15 protein-coding genes and 1 tRNA gene are annotated in these 19,243 nt (G+C 72.6%); 11 read left to right on the plus strand and 5 right to left on the minus strand.

The genetic code is table 11. The features are described 5' to 3' along the window. The first annotated feature begins 9 nt into the window (after positions 1–9). Positions 10–1,677 carry a bifunctional aspartate transaminase/aspartate 4-decarboxylase gene (locus ACZ4LX_RS17745; RefSeq protein WP_467644780.1) on the plus strand — a complete coding sequence of 556 codons (1,668 nt, stop codon included), beginning with the start codon at positions 10–12 and terminating at the stop codon, positions 1,675–1,677. Between the two features lie 55 nt (positions 1,678–1,732). On the opposite strand, the gene ACZ4LX_RS17750 is transcribed toward ACZ4LX_RS17745, so the two are convergent. Then, positions 1,733–2,437: a FadR/GntR family transcriptional regulator gene (locus ACZ4LX_RS17750; RefSeq protein ID WP_467644778.1), complete on the minus strand. Its 705-nt coding sequence runs from the start codon at positions 2,435–2,437 to the stop codon at positions 1,733–1,735. Between the two features lie 166 nt (positions 2,438–2,603). Here ACZ4LX_RS17750 and ACZ4LX_RS17755 point away from each other — a divergent pair, with 166 nt between their 5' ends. Next, entirely contained in the window at positions 2,604–4,388 is a 1,785-nt protein-coding gene (locus tag ACZ4LX_RS17755) for a 2-isopropylmalate synthase (RefSeq protein ID WP_467645123.1), read from the plus strand. Positions 4,389–4,642: 254 nt separating this feature from the next. On the opposite strand, the gene ACZ4LX_RS17760 is transcribed toward ACZ4LX_RS17755, so the two are convergent. Then, positions 4,643–5,569 (minus strand): spermidine synthase, encoded by a 927-nt coding sequence (locus tag ACZ4LX_RS17760; RefSeq protein ID WP_467644774.1) that lies wholly within the window; start codon positions 5,567–5,569, stop codon positions 4,643–4,645. Between the two features lie 120 nt (positions 5,570–5,689). Then, positions 5,690–6,052, minus strand: a complete 363-nt coding sequence (locus tag ACZ4LX_RS17765; RefSeq protein ID WP_467645121.1) for a hypothetical protein — start codon at positions 6,050–6,052, stop codon at positions 5,690–5,692. A 414-nt stretch (positions 6,053–6,466) separates the two neighbouring features. On the opposite strand from ACZ4LX_RS17765, the gene ACZ4LX_RS17770 reads away from it, so the two are divergent. Next, on the plus strand, positions 6,467–7,873 hold the full coding sequence (locus ACZ4LX_RS17770; protein ID WP_467644771.1) for a tetratricopeptide repeat protein: 1,407 nt from the start codon (positions 6,467–6,469) through the stop codon (positions 7,871–7,873). Positions 7,874–8,107: 234 nt separating this feature from the next. Here ACZ4LX_RS17770 and ACZ4LX_RS17775 read toward each other — a convergent pair whose 3' ends face one another. Next, positions 8,108–8,704, minus strand: a complete 597-nt coding sequence (locus ACZ4LX_RS17775; protein ID WP_467644768.1) for a histidine phosphatase family protein — start codon at positions 8,702–8,704, stop codon at positions 8,108–8,110. Between the two features lie 310 nt (positions 8,705–9,014). Here ACZ4LX_RS17775 and ACZ4LX_RS17780 point away from each other — a divergent pair, with 310 nt between their 5' ends. From ACZ4LX_RS17780 to ACZ4LX_RS17810, 7 genes are all read left to right on the plus strand, one after another. Beyond that, entirely contained in the window at positions 9,015–9,986 is a 972-nt protein-coding gene (locus ACZ4LX_RS17780; RefSeq protein ID WP_467645118.1) for a phosphatase PAP2 family protein, read from the plus strand. After that, the gene (locus ACZ4LX_RS17785) at positions 9,916–11,058 is read left to right on the plus strand and encodes a hypothetical protein (RefSeq protein WP_467721216.1); all 1,143 of its coding nucleotides are present in this window, start codon (positions 9,916–9,918) and stop codon (positions 11,056–11,058) included. The genes ACZ4LX_RS17780 and ACZ4LX_RS17785 overlap by 71 nt, the downstream gene beginning before the upstream one ends. Further along, positions 11,049–12,656: a hypothetical protein gene (locus tag ACZ4LX_RS17790; protein WP_467644762.1), complete on the plus strand. Its 1,608-nt coding sequence runs from the start codon at positions 11,049–11,051 to the stop codon at positions 12,654–12,656. The genes ACZ4LX_RS17785 and ACZ4LX_RS17790 overlap by 10 nt, the downstream gene beginning before the upstream one ends. Further along, positions 12,653–13,987, plus strand: a complete 1,335-nt coding sequence (locus tag ACZ4LX_RS17795; RefSeq protein ID WP_467644759.1) for an AAA family ATPase — start codon at positions 12,653–12,655, stop codon at positions 13,985–13,987. The genes ACZ4LX_RS17790 and ACZ4LX_RS17795 overlap by 4 nt, the downstream gene beginning before the upstream one ends. Before the next feature lie 161 nt (positions 13,988–14,148). Further along, a complete protein-coding gene (locus ACZ4LX_RS17800) occupies positions 14,149–14,490 on the plus strand; it encodes a hypothetical protein (RefSeq protein WP_467644755.1) in 342 nt (113 codons plus the stop codon). A gap of 396 nt (positions 14,491–14,886) precedes the next feature. After that, entirely contained in the window at positions 14,887–15,603 is a 717-nt protein-coding gene (locus ACZ4LX_RS17805; protein WP_467644750.1) for a hypothetical protein, read from the plus strand. Further along, positions 15,594–15,667: transfer RNA gene (locus ACZ4LX_RS17810), tRNA-Lys, on the plus strand. The genes ACZ4LX_RS17805 and ACZ4LX_RS17810 overlap by 10 nt, the downstream gene beginning before the upstream one ends. 58 nt (positions 15,668–15,725) lie before the next feature. Here ACZ4LX_RS17810 and ACZ4LX_RS17815 read toward each other — a convergent pair. Continuing rightward, positions 15,726–16,940, minus strand: coding sequence for a M6 family metalloprotease domain-containing protein (locus tag ACZ4LX_RS17815; RefSeq protein WP_467644746.1), 1,215 nt, complete (start codon positions 16,938–16,940; stop codon positions 15,726–15,728). Between the two features lie 417 nt (positions 16,941–17,357). On the opposite strand from ACZ4LX_RS17815, the gene ACZ4LX_RS17820 reads away from it, so the two are divergent. Then, positions 17,358–19,223 (plus strand): putative bifunctional diguanylate cyclase/phosphodiesterase, encoded by a 1,866-nt coding sequence (locus ACZ4LX_RS17820; RefSeq protein ID WP_467644741.1) that lies wholly within the window; start codon positions 17,358–17,360, stop codon positions 19,221–19,223. The last annotated feature ends 20 nt before the right edge of the window (positions 19,224–19,243 follow it).

Raw genomic sequence — 19,243 nt, forward strand, 5'->3', positions numbered from 1 at the left:
AGCGCAGACATGCCCAAGGCCAGCCTCAGCCGTACCGAGATCCGGTCGTTCGCCCAGCTCAGTCCGTTCGAGCTGAAGGACAGGTTCATCAGCATCGCGCAGTCCGAACAGAGCGACAAACCCGGCCAGAAGGGGAAGACGATCCGGACCATGCTGAACGCGGGCCGGGGCAACCCGAACTGGGTCGCCACCGGTCCCCGGGAGGCGTACCACGCACTCGGCTACTTCGCGATCGCCGAGTCCCGCAGGGTCTGGACGGCGGACAACCTGGGCGGGATGCCGGAGGAGGCGGGCTGCGCGGACCGCTTCGCCCACTTCGTCCGTACGCATCCGGAGCTGCCCGGGATCGAGCTGCTCCAGGCGTGCGTCGACCTGGCGGTGAAACGGTTCGGCTTCGTGCCCGACGCGTTCGTCCATGAGCTCGCGGACTCGTCGATCGGGGACAACTACCCGGTGCCGGGCCGGATCCTGCCGCATGTCGAGCAGGTCGTGCGCGGGTACGTGGCCGACGAGATGTTCGACCACCGGCCGCCGGAGGGGCAGAACCTCAGCCTGTTCGCGACCGAGGGCGGCACCGCCGCGATGTGCTACATCTTCGACTCGCTGATGAAGAACGGCATCCTGCACAAGGGTGACCGGATCGCCCTGATGGTGCCGGTGTTCACCCCGTACCTGGAGATCCCCGAGCTGGACACGTACGGCTTCGACGTCGTGCACGTGGAGGCGAACCTGTTCACCGAGACCGGGGTGCGGCAGTGGCGCTATCCGCCGGAGGAGATCGCCAAGCTGGCCGACCCCTCGGTCCGGATGGTCTGCTGCGTCAACCCGAGCAACCCGCCGTCCCTCGCGCTCGCGCCGAAGGTAGCCGAGCAGATCGTGGGCATCGTCGCCGAGAAGAACCCGGATCTGATCGTGGTGACGGACGACGTGTACGGGACCTTCGTCGAGGGCTTCCGCTCCCTCGCCGCCGAACTGCCGCGCAACTCCCTGCTCGTGTACTCCTACTCCAAGCACTACGGGGCCACCGGGTGGCGGCTCGGTGTCATCGGGCTGCACGACGACAACGTGATCGACGACATGCTGGGGGCGCAGAACGCCGAGGACAAGGCGCGCCTGGCCAAGCGGTACGGAACGCTGTCCCTGGAGCCGGAGCGGATGCGGTTCATCGACCGGCTGGTCGCGGACTCCCGGCAGGTCGCGCTCAACCACACGGCGGGCCTGTCGCTGCCCCAGCAGGTGATGATGACGCTCTTCTCCCTCTTCGACATGCTGGACGAGGGCCAGGAGTACAAGAACCGGATCCGCGGCATCGTGCGCCAGCGCCTGGAACTCCTGCTGGAGGGCGCGCACATGAAGATCTCCGAGGACCCCAAGCGGGCGTCCTACTACATCGAACTGGACCTGCTGGCCGAGGCGGAGCGCACCCTGGGCAAGGAGTTCGCCGACTATCTGGAGCAGAACTACGAGCCCGTCGACCCGCTGTTCCGGCTGGCCGAGCAGACGTCCGTGGTGCTGCTGAACGGGGGCGGCTTCGACGGTCCGGAGTGGTCGGTGCGGGTCTCCCTGGCCAATCTCGACGACCTGGACTATCTGAAGATCGGCCACCATCTGCGGGCGATCTTCGACGAGTACGCGCAGGAGTGGCGCGACTCGGGGGCCGGGGCGGGCGCCGCCTAAGGGCTGTCCCGGGCACGCGAGCCGAGCCCGGTCCGGACGGGAGGCCCGGATCGGCTCAGGCCGCGCGCAGGCGGTCCAGGGTGTGCCGCAGCTCCTCCTGGGCCGCCCGGCCCGCCGACTCGGCGTCGCCCGCCACCACCGCGGTGACCAGGGCCCGGTGCTGCGCCTCGCCGTGGTGGGGGTCGCCCCGGCGCAGGCCGAGCAGGTCCACCAGGTCGATCAGGGCCTGCCGCAGGGCCGGCGCGAACTCGGCGAAGAGATCGTTGAGTACGGGGTTGTGGGCGGCGGCCACCACGGTCCGGTGCAGGGCGATGTCGGCGTCCACGAAGGCCGCGTCGTCCGGCCCGGAGCCCGCCTCCCGCCGTGCCGTGAGCGCCGCGTCCAGAGCGATCAGGTCCTCGTCGGTGCGGCGCAGCGCGGCGAGCCGGGCGGCCTGGACCTCGATCAGCATGCGGACCTCGTAGACGTCGGTGACCTCGGCCCTGCGCAGCCGGACCGGCCACTCCAGCGCCTCGTGGCCGGCGATGACGAAGACGCCGGCGCCCTGGCGTGACCGGAGCAGGCCGAGCGTGGCGAGCGTACGCACCGCCTCGCGCACGGTCGAGCGGCCCACCCCGAGCGTCTTGGCGAGCGTGGTCTCGGCGGGGAGCTTCGTGCCGACCGGCCAGTGCCCCTCGGTGATCCGGTCGCGCAGATGGCGCGTGGCCTGTTCGACCAGAGGGCTTGGGCTGAGCGGGCCGAGCGACGACACGAGGTTCACCTGTCAGGTTGTCTGAGGACTTGCTGGGTGGTTACTGTACCGGCCATGACGTACCGCGGTCTCCTTCTTCTCGGCTGCCGCGGCGGGGCCTGAAGCGATCGGCACCCCGCCGCGGGGTGCCGTGCTGTGCCGGTCGCATCCGGCGATGCGAGAAGAGACCCCGCTCATGCCCGAGTTCATGTCCGCGTCCACGTCCGACGTCCTGTCACCGACACACAGCTTCCCCACCATCTGCACCCCCCTCGGTCCCGTGCCCGAGACCGCTCCGCGGTGGAATCCGCAACGCTCCAGCTCCATGCCGTCGCACCGCTACCGGCCGGCGTTCGACCGCGTCGACATCCCGCTGACCGGCCGGAGCTGGCCGCAGGCCCGTATCGACCGCGCACCGCTCTGGGTCCCCGTCGACCTGCGGGACGGCAACCAGGCGCTGGCCGAACCGATGGACACCGCACGCAAGCGCCGGATGTTCGACCTGCTCGTCGCCATGGGCTTCAAGGAGATCGAGATCGGCTACCCGTCCGCCAGCCGGACCGACTTCGGCTTCGTACGGCACCTGGCGGAGAGCGGGGCGGTGCCCGAGGACGTGACCGTGGTCGTCTTCACCCCGGCCAGGCCCGAGCTGATCGAGCGGACCTTCGAGTCCGTCGCCGGGATGGACCGGGTGGTCGTCCACCTCTACATCCCGACCGCGCCCGTCTGGCGGGACGTCGTCCTCGGCCGCGGCCGGGCCGAGGTGCACGGCGTGGTGCTGGACGCAGCGCGGCAGATGGACCGGCTGGCCCGGACCCGGCCCGGGGCGGACATCCGGTTCGAGTTCTCCCCCGAGGTGTTCGTCCTGACCGAGCCGGACTACGTCCTGGAGATCTGCAACAGCCTCACCGCGCTGTGGGACGCCTCCCCCGACCGGCCGGTCATCCACAACCTCCCGGCCACGGTGGAGATCGCGACTCCGAACGTGTACGCGGACCAGATCGAGTACATGCACCGGCATCTGGACCGGCGCGGCTCCGTGATCCTCTCCGTCCATCCCCACAACGACCGGGGTACGGGCGTGGCCTGCGCGGAGCTCGCCGTACTGGCGGGGGCGCAGCGGGTGGAGGGCTGCCTGTTCGGCAACGGGGAGCGCACGGGCAACGTCGACCTGGTCAACCTGGCGCTCAATCTGCACGCCCAGGGCGTCGACCCGATGATCGACTTCTCTGACATCGACGAGATCCGCCGCACGGTCGAGCACTGCAACCGGCTGCCGGTGCCGCCCCGCCATCCGTACGGCGGCGACCTGGTGTACACCGCGTTCTCGGGCACCCACCAGGACGCGATCAGCAAGGGGTTCGCCCACCACGCGAGCAGCGGCTCCGTGCTGTGGTCCGTGCCGTACCTGCCGATCGACCCGGCGGACGTGGGGCGTACGTACGAAGCGGTCATCCGGGTCAACAGCCAGTCCGGCAAGGGCGGCATCGCCCATCTGATGCGCAGCGGCCACGGGGTGGACCTGCCGCCGAGGATGCGGGCGGACTTCTCCCGCACGGTGCAGGACGCGACGGACGACAGCGGCCTGGAGGCCACACCGAAGGACCTGTGGAACCTGTTCGAGGCCACGTATCTGTCCCCCGGGCGGGACGGCTCGATCGCTCTGACCTCCTGGTCTGCGGAGAACGGCCCGGCCGGTGAGCGCCGCTTCGTCTGCACGTTGCGGGTGGACGGGCGCGAGGGCGACTACGAGGGCACCGGCGTCGGGGTGGTGCCGGCGTTCACGCATGCGCTGGAGGCCGCGGGGGTGAAGGCCGTGATCCTCGATTTCGCCGAGCAAGGGGCCGACGGGGGGACGGTGACCGCGTACGCGGAGTGCCGGATCGGCGAGCGGGTGTGCTGGGGCGCGGGGCAGGACGCGTCGGGCGTGGCCGCGTCGCTGGCGGCGGTGCTGTCGGCGGTGAACCGGGCCCGGGTGTAACGCGGTACGGGCGCCGGAGGGGGCGCGCGGACGGGGGAGGGTGGCTGCGGGCATACGGGAGCACGCTGGCCGCACCGGTGCGGACAAACGGCCGCGACGAGGACGGGCGTTGGCGCTCCTGGGGTGCGCTTGCCGGTCTTCTGCACGTGGAACGGCCATCCGCCGCAGGTCGAGATCGTGGCGTCCTGACTCCCGCTCCCTGCCGTGGAGTTCGGGGCGGGGGCTCGTGCCGGTGCCGTGCCGGGTGGCGTGGTTCAGTCGAAGGCGTTGGCGGGCGGTGCGGGGGACGGCCGGGCGTCCGCGTCGCGCACCGCGGCCGCGCCACCGGTGAAGTCGGCCAGCGCCCGCCCGTGTTCGACGCGCCCGGGGTGCGGGTCGGTCGCCACTCTGCGGGTCAGCTCCGCGGTCTTCGGCGCGACGTCAGAGGCGAGCAGCACGGCGTTGCCGAAGCGCCGGCCCCGGAAGACGGTGGGGTCGGCGGCCAGTGCCAGTTCGGGGAAGACGGCCGCGGCGGTGGCGATCTGGCCGCGCAGATGGGCCAGCGGCGGCCCGTCGGCGAGGTTGGCCACGTAGCTCCCGCCGGGCTTCAGGACACGGCGCACCTCGGCGAGGAACTCGGCGCTGGTGAGGTGGGCGGGCGTACGGGCCCCGCTGAAGACATCGGCGATGACGAGGTCGGCCCAGCCGTCCTGGATCTTCCCGAGCCCGGCGCGGGCGTCGGTGGCACGGACCCGGATCCTGGCCTGCGGGTCCAGCGGGAGTTCGCGGCGCACCAGCTGCACGAGGGCTGCGTCCACCTCGACGATCTGCTGGGTGGAGCGGGGGCGGGTCGCGGCGATGTAGCGGGCGAGGGTGAAGGCCCCGCCGCCCAGGTGCACGACGTGCAGCGGCTGCCCGGGGGGTGCGACCAGATCGGCGATGTGGCCGATCCGGCGCTGGTACTCGAACGAGAGGTACGTCGGATCGTCCAGGTCCACATGGGACTGCGGGGCGCCGTCGATCGTCAGGGTCCAGGCGCGCCGGCGTTCCCGGTCGGGCACGAGCTCGGCGAGGCCTCCGTCCACCGGCTCGGTGACGTTGCCCCCGGGGCGCTCGGAGCCGCGTGCCGCCTTGCGGTCGGTCCTGCGGTCCGCGCGCTGCTTGCGGTCGCCCGCACCGCCGGCCGCTCCTCGACGTGCCACTGCTCCTCGTCCCCGCTCACCGCTCATCGTGTTCCGGGACCGGTCGGGGACCGGCCGTGACGGGCCGGTCGAGCACCCGTCGTCCGGCCATTATGAGCTCCGGGGCCACCGGACACCTGCTCAGCGGCAGTTGTCCGCCGCCTCGATCAGCCGGGCCGCCTGGTCGAGCGCGGCCCGCAGCACGGCCGGGTCGGTGACCGGGATGTCGTCGGCGGGCGGCAGCAGCCAGCCGCTGCCGGGGGGCGGCGGCTCGGCGGGGATGCGCAGCCCTCGGCCGTCGGTCCGCGTACAGGCACTGCCCGGTACGTCCCAGGCCTGGGCGGTGCCGGGGGGCACCAGGAAGCCGAGAGTGGCGCAGGCGCCGTCGTGGATGACCGGCCCGACCGCCTCCTGGTCGGCACCGCGCCGCAGGATGTCGACGGCCTCCAGGCCCTGGCGGGCGGGGACGGTCACGAGATCGCAAGGCTCGGGCTCGGGCGTCACGAGATCGCAGGGCTCGGGCTCGGGAGGTGTTCCCGGGGCATCGGGTTCTTCGGCGGATGCCGTGGTGCCTGCCGCCGCGGTGGCGGCCTTGGCCGCGGTGTCTGCCGTCGCGGTGTCCGCCGTCCCGGTCGTCGCGGTCGGTTGCGATCCGGTCGCCGTGCCGAGGTGCAACAAGGGACCTCTCCTCTCATCGCCGAGCGGAGCCGGACTCCGTCTTCGATGGACCAACGCGCCGACCGCGTCAAGGGCTACGGTGCAGCACCGCCGCAAAGGGTGGCAGTTCATGGCGGATCACAGGCGAGATATCCGATTTGTAGGCAAACGCAGCGTGTGCGCCCCGTCACGCCAGGTACGTTCTTGCTCCGCCGGGACACCGGAAACAGGCGCCCGGCTCGCACCAGAGAGGGCCCCGCCATGGTGTCGCCACGGGCAGTTCCCAACTCCGCCTTCCGGCGGCTGCGCGGACAGCGCTCCGCCGGAGAGTTCGCTGCCGCGGTACGCAGGTCAGCTCGTGAGATCGGCGAGCAGGTCGCGTGCGACGCCCGGTACATCGGACGCGTGGAGTCCGGCGAGATCCGCTGTCCCAACTACGCGTACGAGCGGGTCTTCCTGCATATGTTCCCCGGGGCGACCCTGACGGACCTGGGCTTCTCACCGCGCGAATCGGTACGCGGCCGGGGCTCCCGGTCCGCGTCGGACGCCCCGCGCCCCCCGACTTCCCCGCTGCTCGTATTCGGCAGCGACACCGACGAGGAGAGCGACGTGCTGCGTCGCGCATTCATGACGAGCGGCACCACCACGGTGGCGGCCGCCTCCCTGGGCCTGGGCCTCGGCGGCCCGGCCGCCGCTTCCGTACCCGTACAGCGCCGGGTCGGCGAGGCGGAGGTGAGCGCCGTCGAGAAAGCGGTGCGCCAGATCCGCCTGCTCGACGACCGGCACGGTGGTGACGGCCTCTACCGGCGGGCCTCGCAGCCGCTGCGGGCGGCGTACGCGCTGCTCGACTCCGGCACCGCGGCCCGCCACTCCACCGCGGACCGGCTGCATTCGGGCGCCGGTGAGCTGGCCATCTCGGTGGGCTGGCTGGCCCATGACTCGGGCCGGTTCGACGACGCCCGCTCGCACTACGCGGAGGCGCTGGCCACCGCGCGGCTGGCCGGGGACCCGGGGCTGGAGGCGCACGCCTTCTGCAACACGTCGTTCCTGGCCCGCGACACGGGCCGGCCGCGCGAGTCCGTACGCGCGGCGGAGGCGGGTCAGCGGGCCGCCCGCTCCCTGGGCTCGCCCCGGCTGCTGGCCCTGCTCGCGCTGCGGGAGGCGGGGGGCCGGGCCGGGCTCGGTGACCGTACCGGCTGCGAACGGGCGCTCGGCCGGGCGCACACCGCGTTCGGGAAGGGCCGGTCCGCCGCGGACCCGGAGTGGATGACCTTCTTCCGGGAGGCGGAGCTGGAGATGCTGGAGGCGCAGTGCTGGTCGGCACTGGGCGAATGGTCCCGGGCGGCGCGCCACGCACGGCGCGCGACGCGGCTACAGGACCCGCACTTCACCCGCAACCTGGCGCTCTACCGCACCGAGCTGACCTGGGACCTGGCACGGGCCGACCTCGCGGAGGAGGCCGCGGCCACGGGGCACCGGGTGCTCGACCTGCTGGACCAGGTCCAGTCCTCCCGCATCCGGTCGATGCTGGCGGACGCGGTCACGGTCCTGCGCCCCCGGGGCCGGGGCTCGGTCGACGTCAAGGACTTCCTGGACCGCCACGCGATGTCCGCGACAGGCACACACCCCCGGCCCGCCCGGCCCTTCAGGACGGACCCGCGCGCCTGACCCCGCCGGGGCCGGAACACGACTCCGGCCCGCCCGGCCCTCGATGCCGGACCCGTCACGCGGCACCGGGCCCGTCCGGTGTCCGGGGGCGGAACCGTCAGCCCGAGGTCACGGGCGCGGAATCAAGCCCGGCGCTTGAGGACCGAGGACCCGCGCCCCGGACCGGGGCGCACGGTCCCGCCCGCGAACGCCGGACGGGCCCGAGCGCGCGCCGGAGCCGCCGGGCGCACCGCGCTACCCCTCCAGATGCCCCGTGTCGTTCCAGCGCTCCAGCGCCGGGTCCCCGTACGCCCATCCCAGGACCGACAGTGCCGTCGGCTCCAGCCGGAGACGTGCCGCGTACGACGCGTCCTCGCCCAGCCACCGCGCCCCCAGCACCCGCAGGATGTGGCCGTGGCCGAAGACCAGCACGTCACGGTCGGCCGAGAGCGCCCACTCGACGATCTCGTCGGCGCGGTCCGACACCTGGGCCAGGGTCTCCCCCTCCGGCACTCCGTCGCGCCAGATGAACCAGTCCGGGCGGCCCTCCTTGATCGCGGCCGGCGTCATCCCCTCGTACGCCCCGTAGTCCCACTCCATCAGCGCGTCCCACGGCTCGGCCCGGTCGCCGAACCCCGCGATCGCGCACGTCTCGGACGCCCGCACGAGCGGACTCGTGCGGACCTCCAGACCGGGCAGGTCCACCCACGGCCTGCGGTGCAGCCGCTCGCCGAGGAGCCTGGCCCCCTCGCGTCCCGAGTCGAGCAGCGGGATATCCGTCCTGCCGGTGTGATTGCCCTTGACGGACCATTCCGTCCGACCGTGCCGGGCCAGCAGGATGCGCGGTGCCATGTGACGGCTCTCCCTGAAAAACTGGGACCTGAGATGCGGGATCTGAGATCTTGGACATCGATGGACGAATCAGCCCGGAACGCAACGGGTGTGACGGGTGGAACCGGGAAACGGATCGTCCGGATTTCCATCATCGCGTACCTTCGCGGGAGGCAACCTGTGGGGCCGTACCGGCGTCCCACTGACCACAGATGAATCCGAGCAGCTGAGGGGTACCGAAAAGGCACCCCCGGGGGAATCGCGGCCGATCCGCACCGTACGGTTGAACGCCCGCCGTCGGCCGCATGAACACATGATGGAGAACTTCCGGATGCCGCATGCCACCACCGCGCCCGTGCCGGGCCACCGGCCCCGTTGGTGGACCGAGCTCCCGCTCCTGGCCCTGGTGTACGGGGCGTACTCGGGCGGCAGGCTTCTGGTCCGGGGAGACGTCTCCACCGCCGTCGACCACGGGCTGCGCATCCTGGATCTGGAGAAGGCTCTCTTCCTCAACGCCGAACACCCGCTCAACCGGCTGTTCACCGCGCACCCCTCCATAGGCATACCCGCCGACTTCGCGTACGCCTCCCTGCACTACCTGGTCACCCCGGCCGTCCTCATCTGGATGTTCCGCCGCCACTCGGCCGCCTACCGCCGGGCCAGGACCTGGCTGATGACCTCCACGATGCTCGGCCTCATAGGCTTCACGCTCATGCCGACCTGCCCGCCGCGGCTGCTGGCCGCCGGGCACGGTTTCGTCGACACGATGGCCCAGTACAGCTCGTACGGCTGGTGGGGCACCGAGGCGAGCGCCCCGCGCGGCATGGGCGGCATGACCAACCAGTACGCGGCGATGCCGAGCCTGCACGTCGGATGGGCGCTCTGGTGCGGCATCCTCCTGTGGCGCCACGCCAGGCATCCGCTCCTGCGGGCCGCCGGCATCGTCTACCCGCTGATCACCGTCATCGTGGTCATGGGCACCGCCAACCACTACTTCCTCGACGCTGTCGCCGGCGCCGCCGTCATGGGTGCCGGAGCGCTGCTGGCCAAGCCGGTTCTCCGCCTCGCCGACCGGGTCAAGCACGCCGCCGCGACCCGTTTCGCACGGGTTTCCACCGCCACGAAGTCCCCGGATGTCAGTGCCGGATGCAAGACTTCCGCGGGTGAGCGAATCCCCGGCCAGCGGACCACCTCCGCAGATCCCACCGAAGCAGCGGCACCAACCGGCCCACCTGCCCCGGCCGACTTCGCGGCCCCCGCAGGAAGAGCCGCGGGCGGTGACGCTGCGAAGGCGGCTCGCTGAGCTGAGGGGCCCGGCCGTCGCACCCCGTCCGCTGGACGCCCGTGCGCTGGCCGCCCTGGCAGCCAACCCCGGCTGCAAGCGCCGCGCCCTGCTGGACGGGGCCGGCGTCGACAAGGGCGCACTCGCCACCGCGCTCGGCTCACCGGCCCCCTTCGGCCAGTCCCAGTTCGCCTTCATGCGGGGCAACGCCTTCGAGGCCAGGGTCAAGGCCGACGGGGGTGCGGAGCTGATGCGCCTGCTGCACCAGGGATTCGGTGAGCCCGGCGAACCGCCCCGGGACGTACCGGTGCCCGATCTGACGGCCGCGGGCCCCGAGGGCCGCGCCGCCCGCACCGCGCTCGCCCTGCGCGAGGCGACCTCTTCCGGCGGCTGGGCGCTGCTCGACCACCCGATGCTGGCCCTGGAGGTGGCGGGCTCGCCCGCCTATCTGGAGCCGGACGCGGTGGTGGTGCACCCCGACGGCACCTGGACCGTCGTCGAGATCAAGTCCTTCCCCATGATCGACGGCTCCGCCGACGCCGCGAAGGTGGGCGCGGCCGCCCGCCAGTCCGCGGTGTACGTGCTGGCGCTCGAACGGGTCGCCGCGGTGACCGAAGGCGCGGAGGTCGGCCACCGGGTGCTGCTGGTCTGCCCCAAGGACTTCTCCAACCTGCCCACCGCGTCCGTCGTGGACGTGCGCAAGCAGCGCGCGGTCACCCGCAGACAGCTCACCCGGCTCACCCGGATCGAGGACATCGCGGCGGCCCTGCCCGAGGGCACCACCTTCGACCCGGAGTGCTCCGCCGAGGAGCTGGTCACCGCGGTCGAATCCGTCACGGCGGCGTACGCACCGGAGTGCCTGGCCGCCTGCGAGCTGGCCTTCCACTGCCGGGCCAGGGCCCGCGCCGCCGGTGCCGTCGAGGCGCTCGGGCGGAGTGTGCGGGGCGAGCTCGGCGGGCTGACCACGGTCTCCGGGGTGCTCGCCGCGGCCGCGGGCAAGGAGGGCGATCCGGCGGACCCGACGGTCGCCGCACTGCTCCGCGCGGCCGCGCTGCGCGCCGAGGCTCTGGAGGGCAGCACCGTATGTCGCTGATCGGCACCCTGGCCCGGCTGGAGGCCGTGGAGAGCGGCCGCGCCCAGCCGATGGCCACCGTCCGCCACCGTCACCTCGGCGACCGGCCGTTCGTGCTGGTGCCGCTCACCACGGCGGGCGAGGCCGGTGCCCCGCTCGGCGCGCTCGTCGGCACGGACCGGGACGCGCCCCGGCTGCTGGCCGTGGCCCAGCCGCGCGACCGGGACCTGCGGTTCGCGTTCCTGGCCGAGCTGGCCGAGGCGGTCCTGCCGTACATCGAGTCGTACGCCGACGTGGTCGAGTCCGCCGAACGGAACGAGACCGACCCCGCCACCGGCAGGAGGACGAAGGTCGAGACCGAGCTGTGCACGGACGCGGCGCAGCTGATCGTGCCGAGCCGGGCGGGCGTCGAGTTCGTCCGGCTGCTCGGCCGTTCCATGCGGTTCCGGCGTACCGCCGAGGACGACCCCGACACCCCGTATCCGGCTCCCGCCCGGGTGCCGCTCCTGGGCCGCTGGCTGACGCACTACGGCGAGCGGGCCCGGGTGCCGGGCTCCTCACTGCTGCCGGCCTGCACCGATCTGCTGAACCGGCACTGGGCGAGCGGCCAGTCCTCCCTGGAGGACCAGCATCTGGGCGCCCTGCTCGCCTGGATCGATCCGCCGGCCGGTGAGTCCGGGGCCGAGGCCGCGCTCCGCGCCGAGCTGGCCAGGGACGCCGGGGGCCAGCTGCTGTGCCCGCCGGCCGGACCGGCCACCGACCCCGACTTCGACAACCGGCTGCTGGCCCCCGCGATCGAGCGGTACGACCGGGCGCGCACCTCGCTGGCCGCCGCCGAGGACGGGCTGGCCGCCGATGCCCGGCTCGCCGAACTGACCTCGGCCGAACGGGAGATCAGGGGGCTGCTGGCCGGTGTGCTGCGGCCGACCTGGGACGCGGTGTGGCGGAGCCTGGACCTGCTGCGGGAGCTGCCCGAGGGGGCCAGGGCCGAGGACCGCTGGACCCGTGACCGCTGGTCGTTCACCGGCCACCGCGACCGGGTGCGGGCCGGCGAGCCGCCGCAGCCGCGCCGCGACGACGCGGTGACGGCGGCCCGCAAGCTGGCGGCCCGGGAGACGGCGCAGGCGCAGCTGGAGGCCCAGGAGGCACTGGACGATCCGCTGGTGCTGGCCGGGCGGCGGCTGGCGGGCGAGGCGTTCCTCGGCGAGGTGACGGCGGTGGAGATGGCGTACAGCGAGTCCAAGCGCCCCTCCCCGCGCCCGCTGGTCACGGTGCTCACGGCCGAGCAGCCGCAGCTGGGTGAGCGTGTGAAGGTCTACCGCTCGCTGGACGGCAAGCCGCAGACCGCCGAGTTCGCGGGCTACGGACCGGCCGAGGACGGCACGGCACCCGCGCTGGTGCTGCGGATCACCGACCGGATGGGCCGGGGCAAGGAGCCCGCCCCGGGGTCGGTGCCGGAGCCGGGTGACGTCATCGTCTGGACCCTTTTCGAGCACGACCAGCGCGGTGGCCCGCAGCTGCCGGACGCGGAGGAGACCCCGTGGACCCACGGCGGCCCGCCGGGCGGCGCCGCGGCTGCCGAGCTCCCCGACCCCGTGACCACGGAGGACCTGCTGTGACGGCCGTATTCGATCCGGGCGCGGCGGCGGGCCTGGCCACCGCCCGGATCCTGGACGACACACTGAACGGCTCGGCCCGGGGCATCGTGGTGGACTCCCCGCCGGGTGCGGGCAAGTCGACCCTGGTGGTGCGCGCCGCGCTGGAGCTCGCCTCGGCCGGACGCCCGCTGATGGTGGTCGCGCAGACGAACGCCCAGGTCGACGACCTGGTGGTGCGGCTGGCCGAGAAGGACCCGGGACTGCCGGTCGGCCGGCTGCACAGCAACGACTCCGACCCGTACGACAAGGTGCTGGACGGCCTGGCCAACGTACGGAAGTCGGCGAAGGCGGCGGATCTGGCCGGGCTCGACATCGTCATCTCGACGGCGGCGAAGTGGGCCCATGTGAAGAACGTCGAGCCCTGGGGTCATGCGATCGTCGACGAGGCGTACCAGATGCGCTCGGACGCGCTGCTGGCCGTGGCCGGGCTCTTCGAGCGGGCGCTGTTCGTCGGTGATCCGGGTCAGCTGGACCCGTTCTCGATCGTCGGCGCGGACCAGTGGGCGGGGCTGAGCTACGACCCGTCGGCCAGTGCGGTCTCCACCCTGCTCGCCCACAATCCGGAACTGCCGCAGCACCGGCTGCCGGTCTCCTGGCGGCTTCCGGCCTCGGCCGCGCCCCTGGTGTCGGACGCGTTCTACCCGTACACCCCGTTCCGCAGCGGCACGGACCACGGCGACCGGCGGCTGTCGTTCGGTGTCGCGTCGGACGGGTCGGCGGCGGACCGGGTGCTGGACGAGGCGGCGGAGTCCGGCTGGGGTCTGCTGGAGCTGCCTGCCCGGCACACCCCGCGCACCGACCCCGAGGCGGTGCGGGCGGTGGCCCTGGTGGTCCGCCGGCTGCTGGACCGGGGCGGGGCCGCGACCAGTGAGCGCTCCCCGGACGCGGCGCCGGTGACCGCGGACCGGGTCGCGGTCGGCACGGCCCACCGGGACCAGGCGGCAGCGGTGCGGGCCGCGCTCGCCGAGCTCGGGGTGACGGGAGTGGCGGTGGACACCGCGAACCGGCTCCAGGGCCGTGAGTTCGATGTGACGGTGGTCCTGCATCCGCTGTCCGGCCGCCCGGACGCCACCGCCTTCCATCTGGAGACGGGCCGGCTCTGCGTGCTGGCCTCCCGCCACCGCCACGCCTGCGTCGTGGTGTGCCGCGAGGGGGTGACGGAGCTGCTCGACGAGCACCCGTCGACGGAGCCCGTCCAGCTGGGGGTGACCGTGAAGTTCCCGGATGGCTGGGAGGCCAATCACGCGGTGCTCGCGCATCTGGCGGAACACCGGGTGCGCTGGGGACGTTGAGGTCGGGGTGCGCGGGCGGCCACGGCGGATCGGCAGTGGGCCGGTGCACGCCCCCGGGCACCCCGCGGGCAAGGCAGGACAGGACAGAACCGGAGGCGCCCTTGCGGCGAGCCGGACAATGGAGGGTGGCCGTCGGGGCCCACCGGAGGAGGAAGAACCACATGGCACAACCCGAGCGGAACGAGCAGCAGCGGCTGCGCCCCGCACCCCTGCTCTTCGAGCCGTCGGCAGCGGTCGCCGATCCTGAGCACTTCTTCGACCTGGAGTCGATGGAGGATCCGAAGGAGCTGCTGAGCCGCGCCACCGAGCTGACCCTGGCCTTCCGCGCCGCGACGGACCGGGCGGTCGAGTTCCAGGCGATCGCGGCGGCGCAGCTGGCGGACCCGCGCCGGTTCGACCGGCTGACGACCGCGGACATCGCGCGGCGGGCGGAGTGGACCGAGGACTACGCGGTGAAGATGGTCGAGTTCGGCCGCACCCTGCTGAACGAACCCGGACCCTGACGGCCGCCGCGGCGCCGATGCCTCGGTCCGGACGCGGCACCCTTACCGGTCCTTGCCCGTCCGGGAATCCGGTGGGCCGGTGCTCCTTGTCCGTCCGGGAATCCGGTGGGCCGGTGCTCCTTGCCGTCCGGGAATCCCGGGGCCGGTGCTCCTGCCGTACGCCGACGCCCTGACACAGCAGCCTCGCGGGCCCGCGTTGCCGGGGTGCCGGGGTGGTGAGGCGCTCTCGCCGCGCCGGGATCCGATGACGCGGCGACCCGTACGAGGGTCCGCGCTCACTCCGGGTGCGGCCGCTGGCATATGCCAGGCGCGCAAGATACCCCTCCCCACCCCAGGCTGTCCCGATTTCCGAAAACTCTCGGAACTCGATTGATCACTCCGGGTAGACCTGTGCATATGACCGCATGGCTGCCAGACGAAACGACACTGCATCACGGCGCCGGGCCCCACAGCCGGGCCCAGGACGCCGACATCTTCGCCGTCCTGCGCGAGCAGGCCGGGAATCAGACGGCCCAGGTGACCGCGGCCGGCGCCGCCTGGCTGGCCGGGGCAGCGGCATATCCGCGCAGCACCCTGGCCCAGTGGGAGTCGCACCCGTCCGCGCCCGGGGTGCTGCCGTGCGGTTCCGCCTTCGACGTGGTGAACGTGCCGACGCTCTTCGGGCGCCGGATGCTGGAGCATCTGTGGGCCGACGGTCCGGGCTCCGGCCCGGTCGCCACGCACCGCGGGCGGATGCTGCTGTTCGCCTCGCCCGGCACCGCCCAGCGGCTGCCTTCGCTGCTCGACTGGGAGGAGTGGGGCCCCGGCCGGGGAACCCGGCCCGGCCAGGACCCGCTGAGGTCGCGCGACGACGGCCCGAAGGTGCCGCCGCTGCTCTGCCACGGCGCCGGGGACGCGGTGACGGTCCCTCCCCTGACCTGCGATCCGGCCTCCCCCGGACCCCGTTGGCTGGTCGCCCCCGACACCCGCACCCCCTGGCTTCCCGGGCCGGACGTCCTGCTCTGGGCCTGTGTCCGGGTGGCCCGGTCGGTGCCCGCTCCGACGTCTCGTATTTCGATTTTTCCTCCCCCGGATCAGGGTGCTAAGGTCTACGACGTCAGCAGGCGCCGCTAGCTCAGTTGGTTAGAGCAGCTGACTCTTAATCAGCGGGTCCGGGGTTCGAGTCCCTGGCGGCGCACAGACAGGAGAAGCCCCCTCGCGAGAGCGAGGGGGCTTCTTCGTGTCGTCGACCGGTTTCAAGTGCCCGTGGTGATCCGGACGGTCCACGCGCCCGAGGGCGTCCGGTCGGCGACCTCGACGGTGGCGTGCCCGCCGGGGATGGAGTACTTCTCGCCGACCCTCAGCGGGGCGTCCGCGAGCGGCGGATAGACGGAGCGGTCCCAGCAGGCGTCGGTGCCGGGGTGGGTGTCGAGGACGTCGACCGGTCCGCCGCCCGACGGCGTGCCGTTGCGGACCCGGTAGAGCAGCACACCTTCGGTGCAGGTGGAACTGTCGTTGCCGGTGGCACTGCGGGCCTCGACGGCCACGGCGCTGCCCTCACCGGTCCTGATCACGGCGAGCCGGGTTCCGATGGACGCGCCCGGCACGGGCACGGCCGCCATCGGTTCCAGGGTGACGACCCGGTTCCCCTGGACGCAGATCACCTGCCGGTCGTCGAGCCAGCCCAGCTTCCACTTGTGCCAGCCGAAGAGATCCGGTGCGAGGCCGAACTGGCTGCCCATGACGTCCCAGTCGCCGACGTAGGTGTCCCAGTCCCCCTTGCCGTCCGAGGGCCGGTGGTAGAGGTCGGGCAGGTCGAAGACGTGTCCGGTCTCGTGGGCGAGGACGTTGTGGTCGGGCGGGTGCTGTTCGAAGACGGTGACCACCCGCCTGATGTCCGTACCGTCGGCCTGCAGCGGCCGGTCGAAGTTGACGACCTTGGTGGCGTCGGAGTCGACACCCGGGGCGTCCGGGTCGGCGACGAAATAGACCAGGTCGTACTTCGAGAAGTCCACCTCGGGGTCGGCCGCGTCGATCGCGTCCCGCAGGTAGGCGCTGCGCCGTTCGTCGTTCCAGTCGCGCTGTATCCCGTACTGGACCGAGGGCTTGGGCATCCGGATCCAGTGCCGCAGGGGGTGCGGGCGCAGGGTGAACTTGCCGTACGAGGCGCGCTGGAAGAACTGCGTGGTGGCGGGGAAGTGGTCGGCGGCGAGTTGGTCGGGGGTGGTGACGGGCCGGGCGTCGGGGAACGAGAGGAAGACCATGACCGCGTCGAGGGAGTGGCCGGGGCGCGGATAGGCACCGTTCCAATCGTCCAGTCCGAGTGAGTGGTGGGCCTCGGTCCGGGGCAGCGCGCAGGGGGCCGCGTCTCCGGTAGCGGCAGCGGCGGGGCCCGCGACGAGAGAGGTGGCGGCGAGCGCCAGGAGGGAGATCAGCCCGGCCGTCACCGCGCGCGGACTCGGTCTCTCCATCCTTCCGGGCCCTTGCTGACGCGGCACATTCACCTCCGGTACGGGTACGGACTCCAGGACCCTCTTGACCACCTTCTGGCGTTTCGGGAGGTACGTCCTGTTGAGCTGCCCCAGTCGGGTCAGCGGCCGAAGGCGGGCACACACCTCACAGTCAGTCACAATCGATCACCGACGCGGCGTGAGGGAACGGAGCCGCGCAGAATCGATCAGTGATGGACAAACCGGGTCACCCTGCGAATGGCTCAAGTGCAGCGGACAGGGGGTGACAACCGTCGGGGCGCTGGAACGGCCGAGGCGCCAGCCTCTATGCTTCACCTCGCTTTCCTGCGCGGTTTCCGCCTCTGACGACGGCGATCCACGCGGCGGGCCAGTCCGACCACAGGTGTCCGGGACAGAACTGCACGGCGGGAGCGAACGGTGAGCGGAACCTCCGAAGGGCCCAGGCCCGCGGCAGGCACAGCACCCACTTCCTCACCACCTACCCTCACGGAGCGTGACGGTTCGTGGCCGTGTGCCGGGAGCACGTCCGAGCCGCACGACTACCGGGCCGCGTTCCGGGCTGCCGCGCTCCCGATGGCCGTCGTCGACCACGAGGGCCTGATCGTCACCGCCAACGAGGCACTGGCCGCACTGACCGGCATCGGCGCGGCGGCGCTGACCGCGCAGTCCGCCTCGGATCTGGTCGACCTCGCCGCGGACGGCCGCTCCTGGCGCGCGTACCGCGAGGTGCTGCACGGCCGCCGCTCCTGGTTCCGCTGCACCCGTCGGCTCAAGCACCCCGACGGGCGCTCGCTGTGGGCCGAGATCACCGTCGTACCGATGGCCGCGGCGCCGGAGCAGGGGGGCGGGCCGGCCCCCGGCCAGGTGCTGCTCTCGGTCGCCGACGTCAGCGACCGGCGCGAGCTCAGGAAGAGGCTGCGCCACCTCCAGATGCACGACCCGGTGACCCGGCTGCCCAACCGGACGCTGTTCTTCGAGCGGCTCTCGGCGGTCCTGGAGACCGCGCCATACCAGGACGACAGCAGGCCCGGCCGGGGGCGGATCGGGCTCTGCTACCTGGATCTGGACGGTTTCAAGGCCGTCAACGACACCTTGGGCCACCGGATCGGTGACCGGCTGCTGGCCGCCGTCGCCGCCCGGCTCACGGACTGCGCCGGGCAGGAGGCCACGCACCCGGCCGGGGCCCATCTGGTGGCGCGTCTGGGCGGGGACGAGTTCGCGATCCTGGTCGAGGACTCCACCGGTACGCGGCAGCTGACCGATCTCGCCCGCACGGTGCTCGCCGCGTTGCAGCAGCCCTTCGACCTCGCAGGTCAGCGGCTCTCGGTCTCGGCATCGATCGGCGTGGTGGAGCGGCCCGTGGCGGGCACCTCGGCCACGGGACTGATGCAGGCGGCCGATACGACGCTGTACTGGGCGAAGGCCGACGGCAAGGCCCGCTGGACCCTCTTCGACCCCGAACGCAACGCCCACCGGATGACCCGCCAGGCCCTGTCGTCCAATCTCCGCCCGGCGGTCGAACGCGGTGAGTTCACCATCGAGTACCAGCCACTGGTCTGCATGGCCGACGGCGTCGTACGGGGCGTGGAGGCGCTGGTGCGCTGGAACCACCCGCAGTTCGGCCTGCTCTCGCCGAATCGGTTCGTCGCGATCGCCGAGGAGGACGGCTCGATCGTGCAGCTCGGCCGGTGGGTGCTGCGGGCGGCCTGCCGGCAGGCCAGGAGGTGGCAGCTGGACCATCCGGACGAGCCGCCGCTGTTCATCAGCGTCAACGTCGCCGTACGGCAGGTCTGGGACTCCGACCTGGTCACCGATGTCGCCGAGATCCTCGCGGAGACCGGCCTGGACCCGGCGCTGCTGCAACTGGAGCTGACCGAGTCCGCGGTGATGGGGTCGACGGGCCGGCCGCTTCAGGCCCTTCAGTCGCTCAGCGACATGGGGGTGCGGATCGCCATCGACGACTTCGGTACCGGGTACTCCAACCTCGCCTACCTGAGCCGCCTGCCGGTCTCCGTACTGAAGCTGGACGGCGCCTTCGTGCGTGGTTTCCGGTACGAGGACGGCACGCATCCCAGCCCCGCCGACGAGACGATCGTGGAGGCCATGGTCCAGCTGGCCCACCGCCTGGGCCTGACCGTCACCGCGGAGTGCGTGGAGACGGCCGGCCAGGCCGAGCGGTTGCGCCGGATCGGCTGCGACACCGGGCAGGGCTGGCTCTACTCCCGCGCGGTCGCCCCGGAGCGCATCGGTGAACTGCTCGGCGCCCGCGCCCTGAAGGCCTGAACGACCCCGGCTGCCTGCCC

The sequence above is a fragment of the Streptomyces sp. NPDC026062 genome (assembly GCF_055568375.1).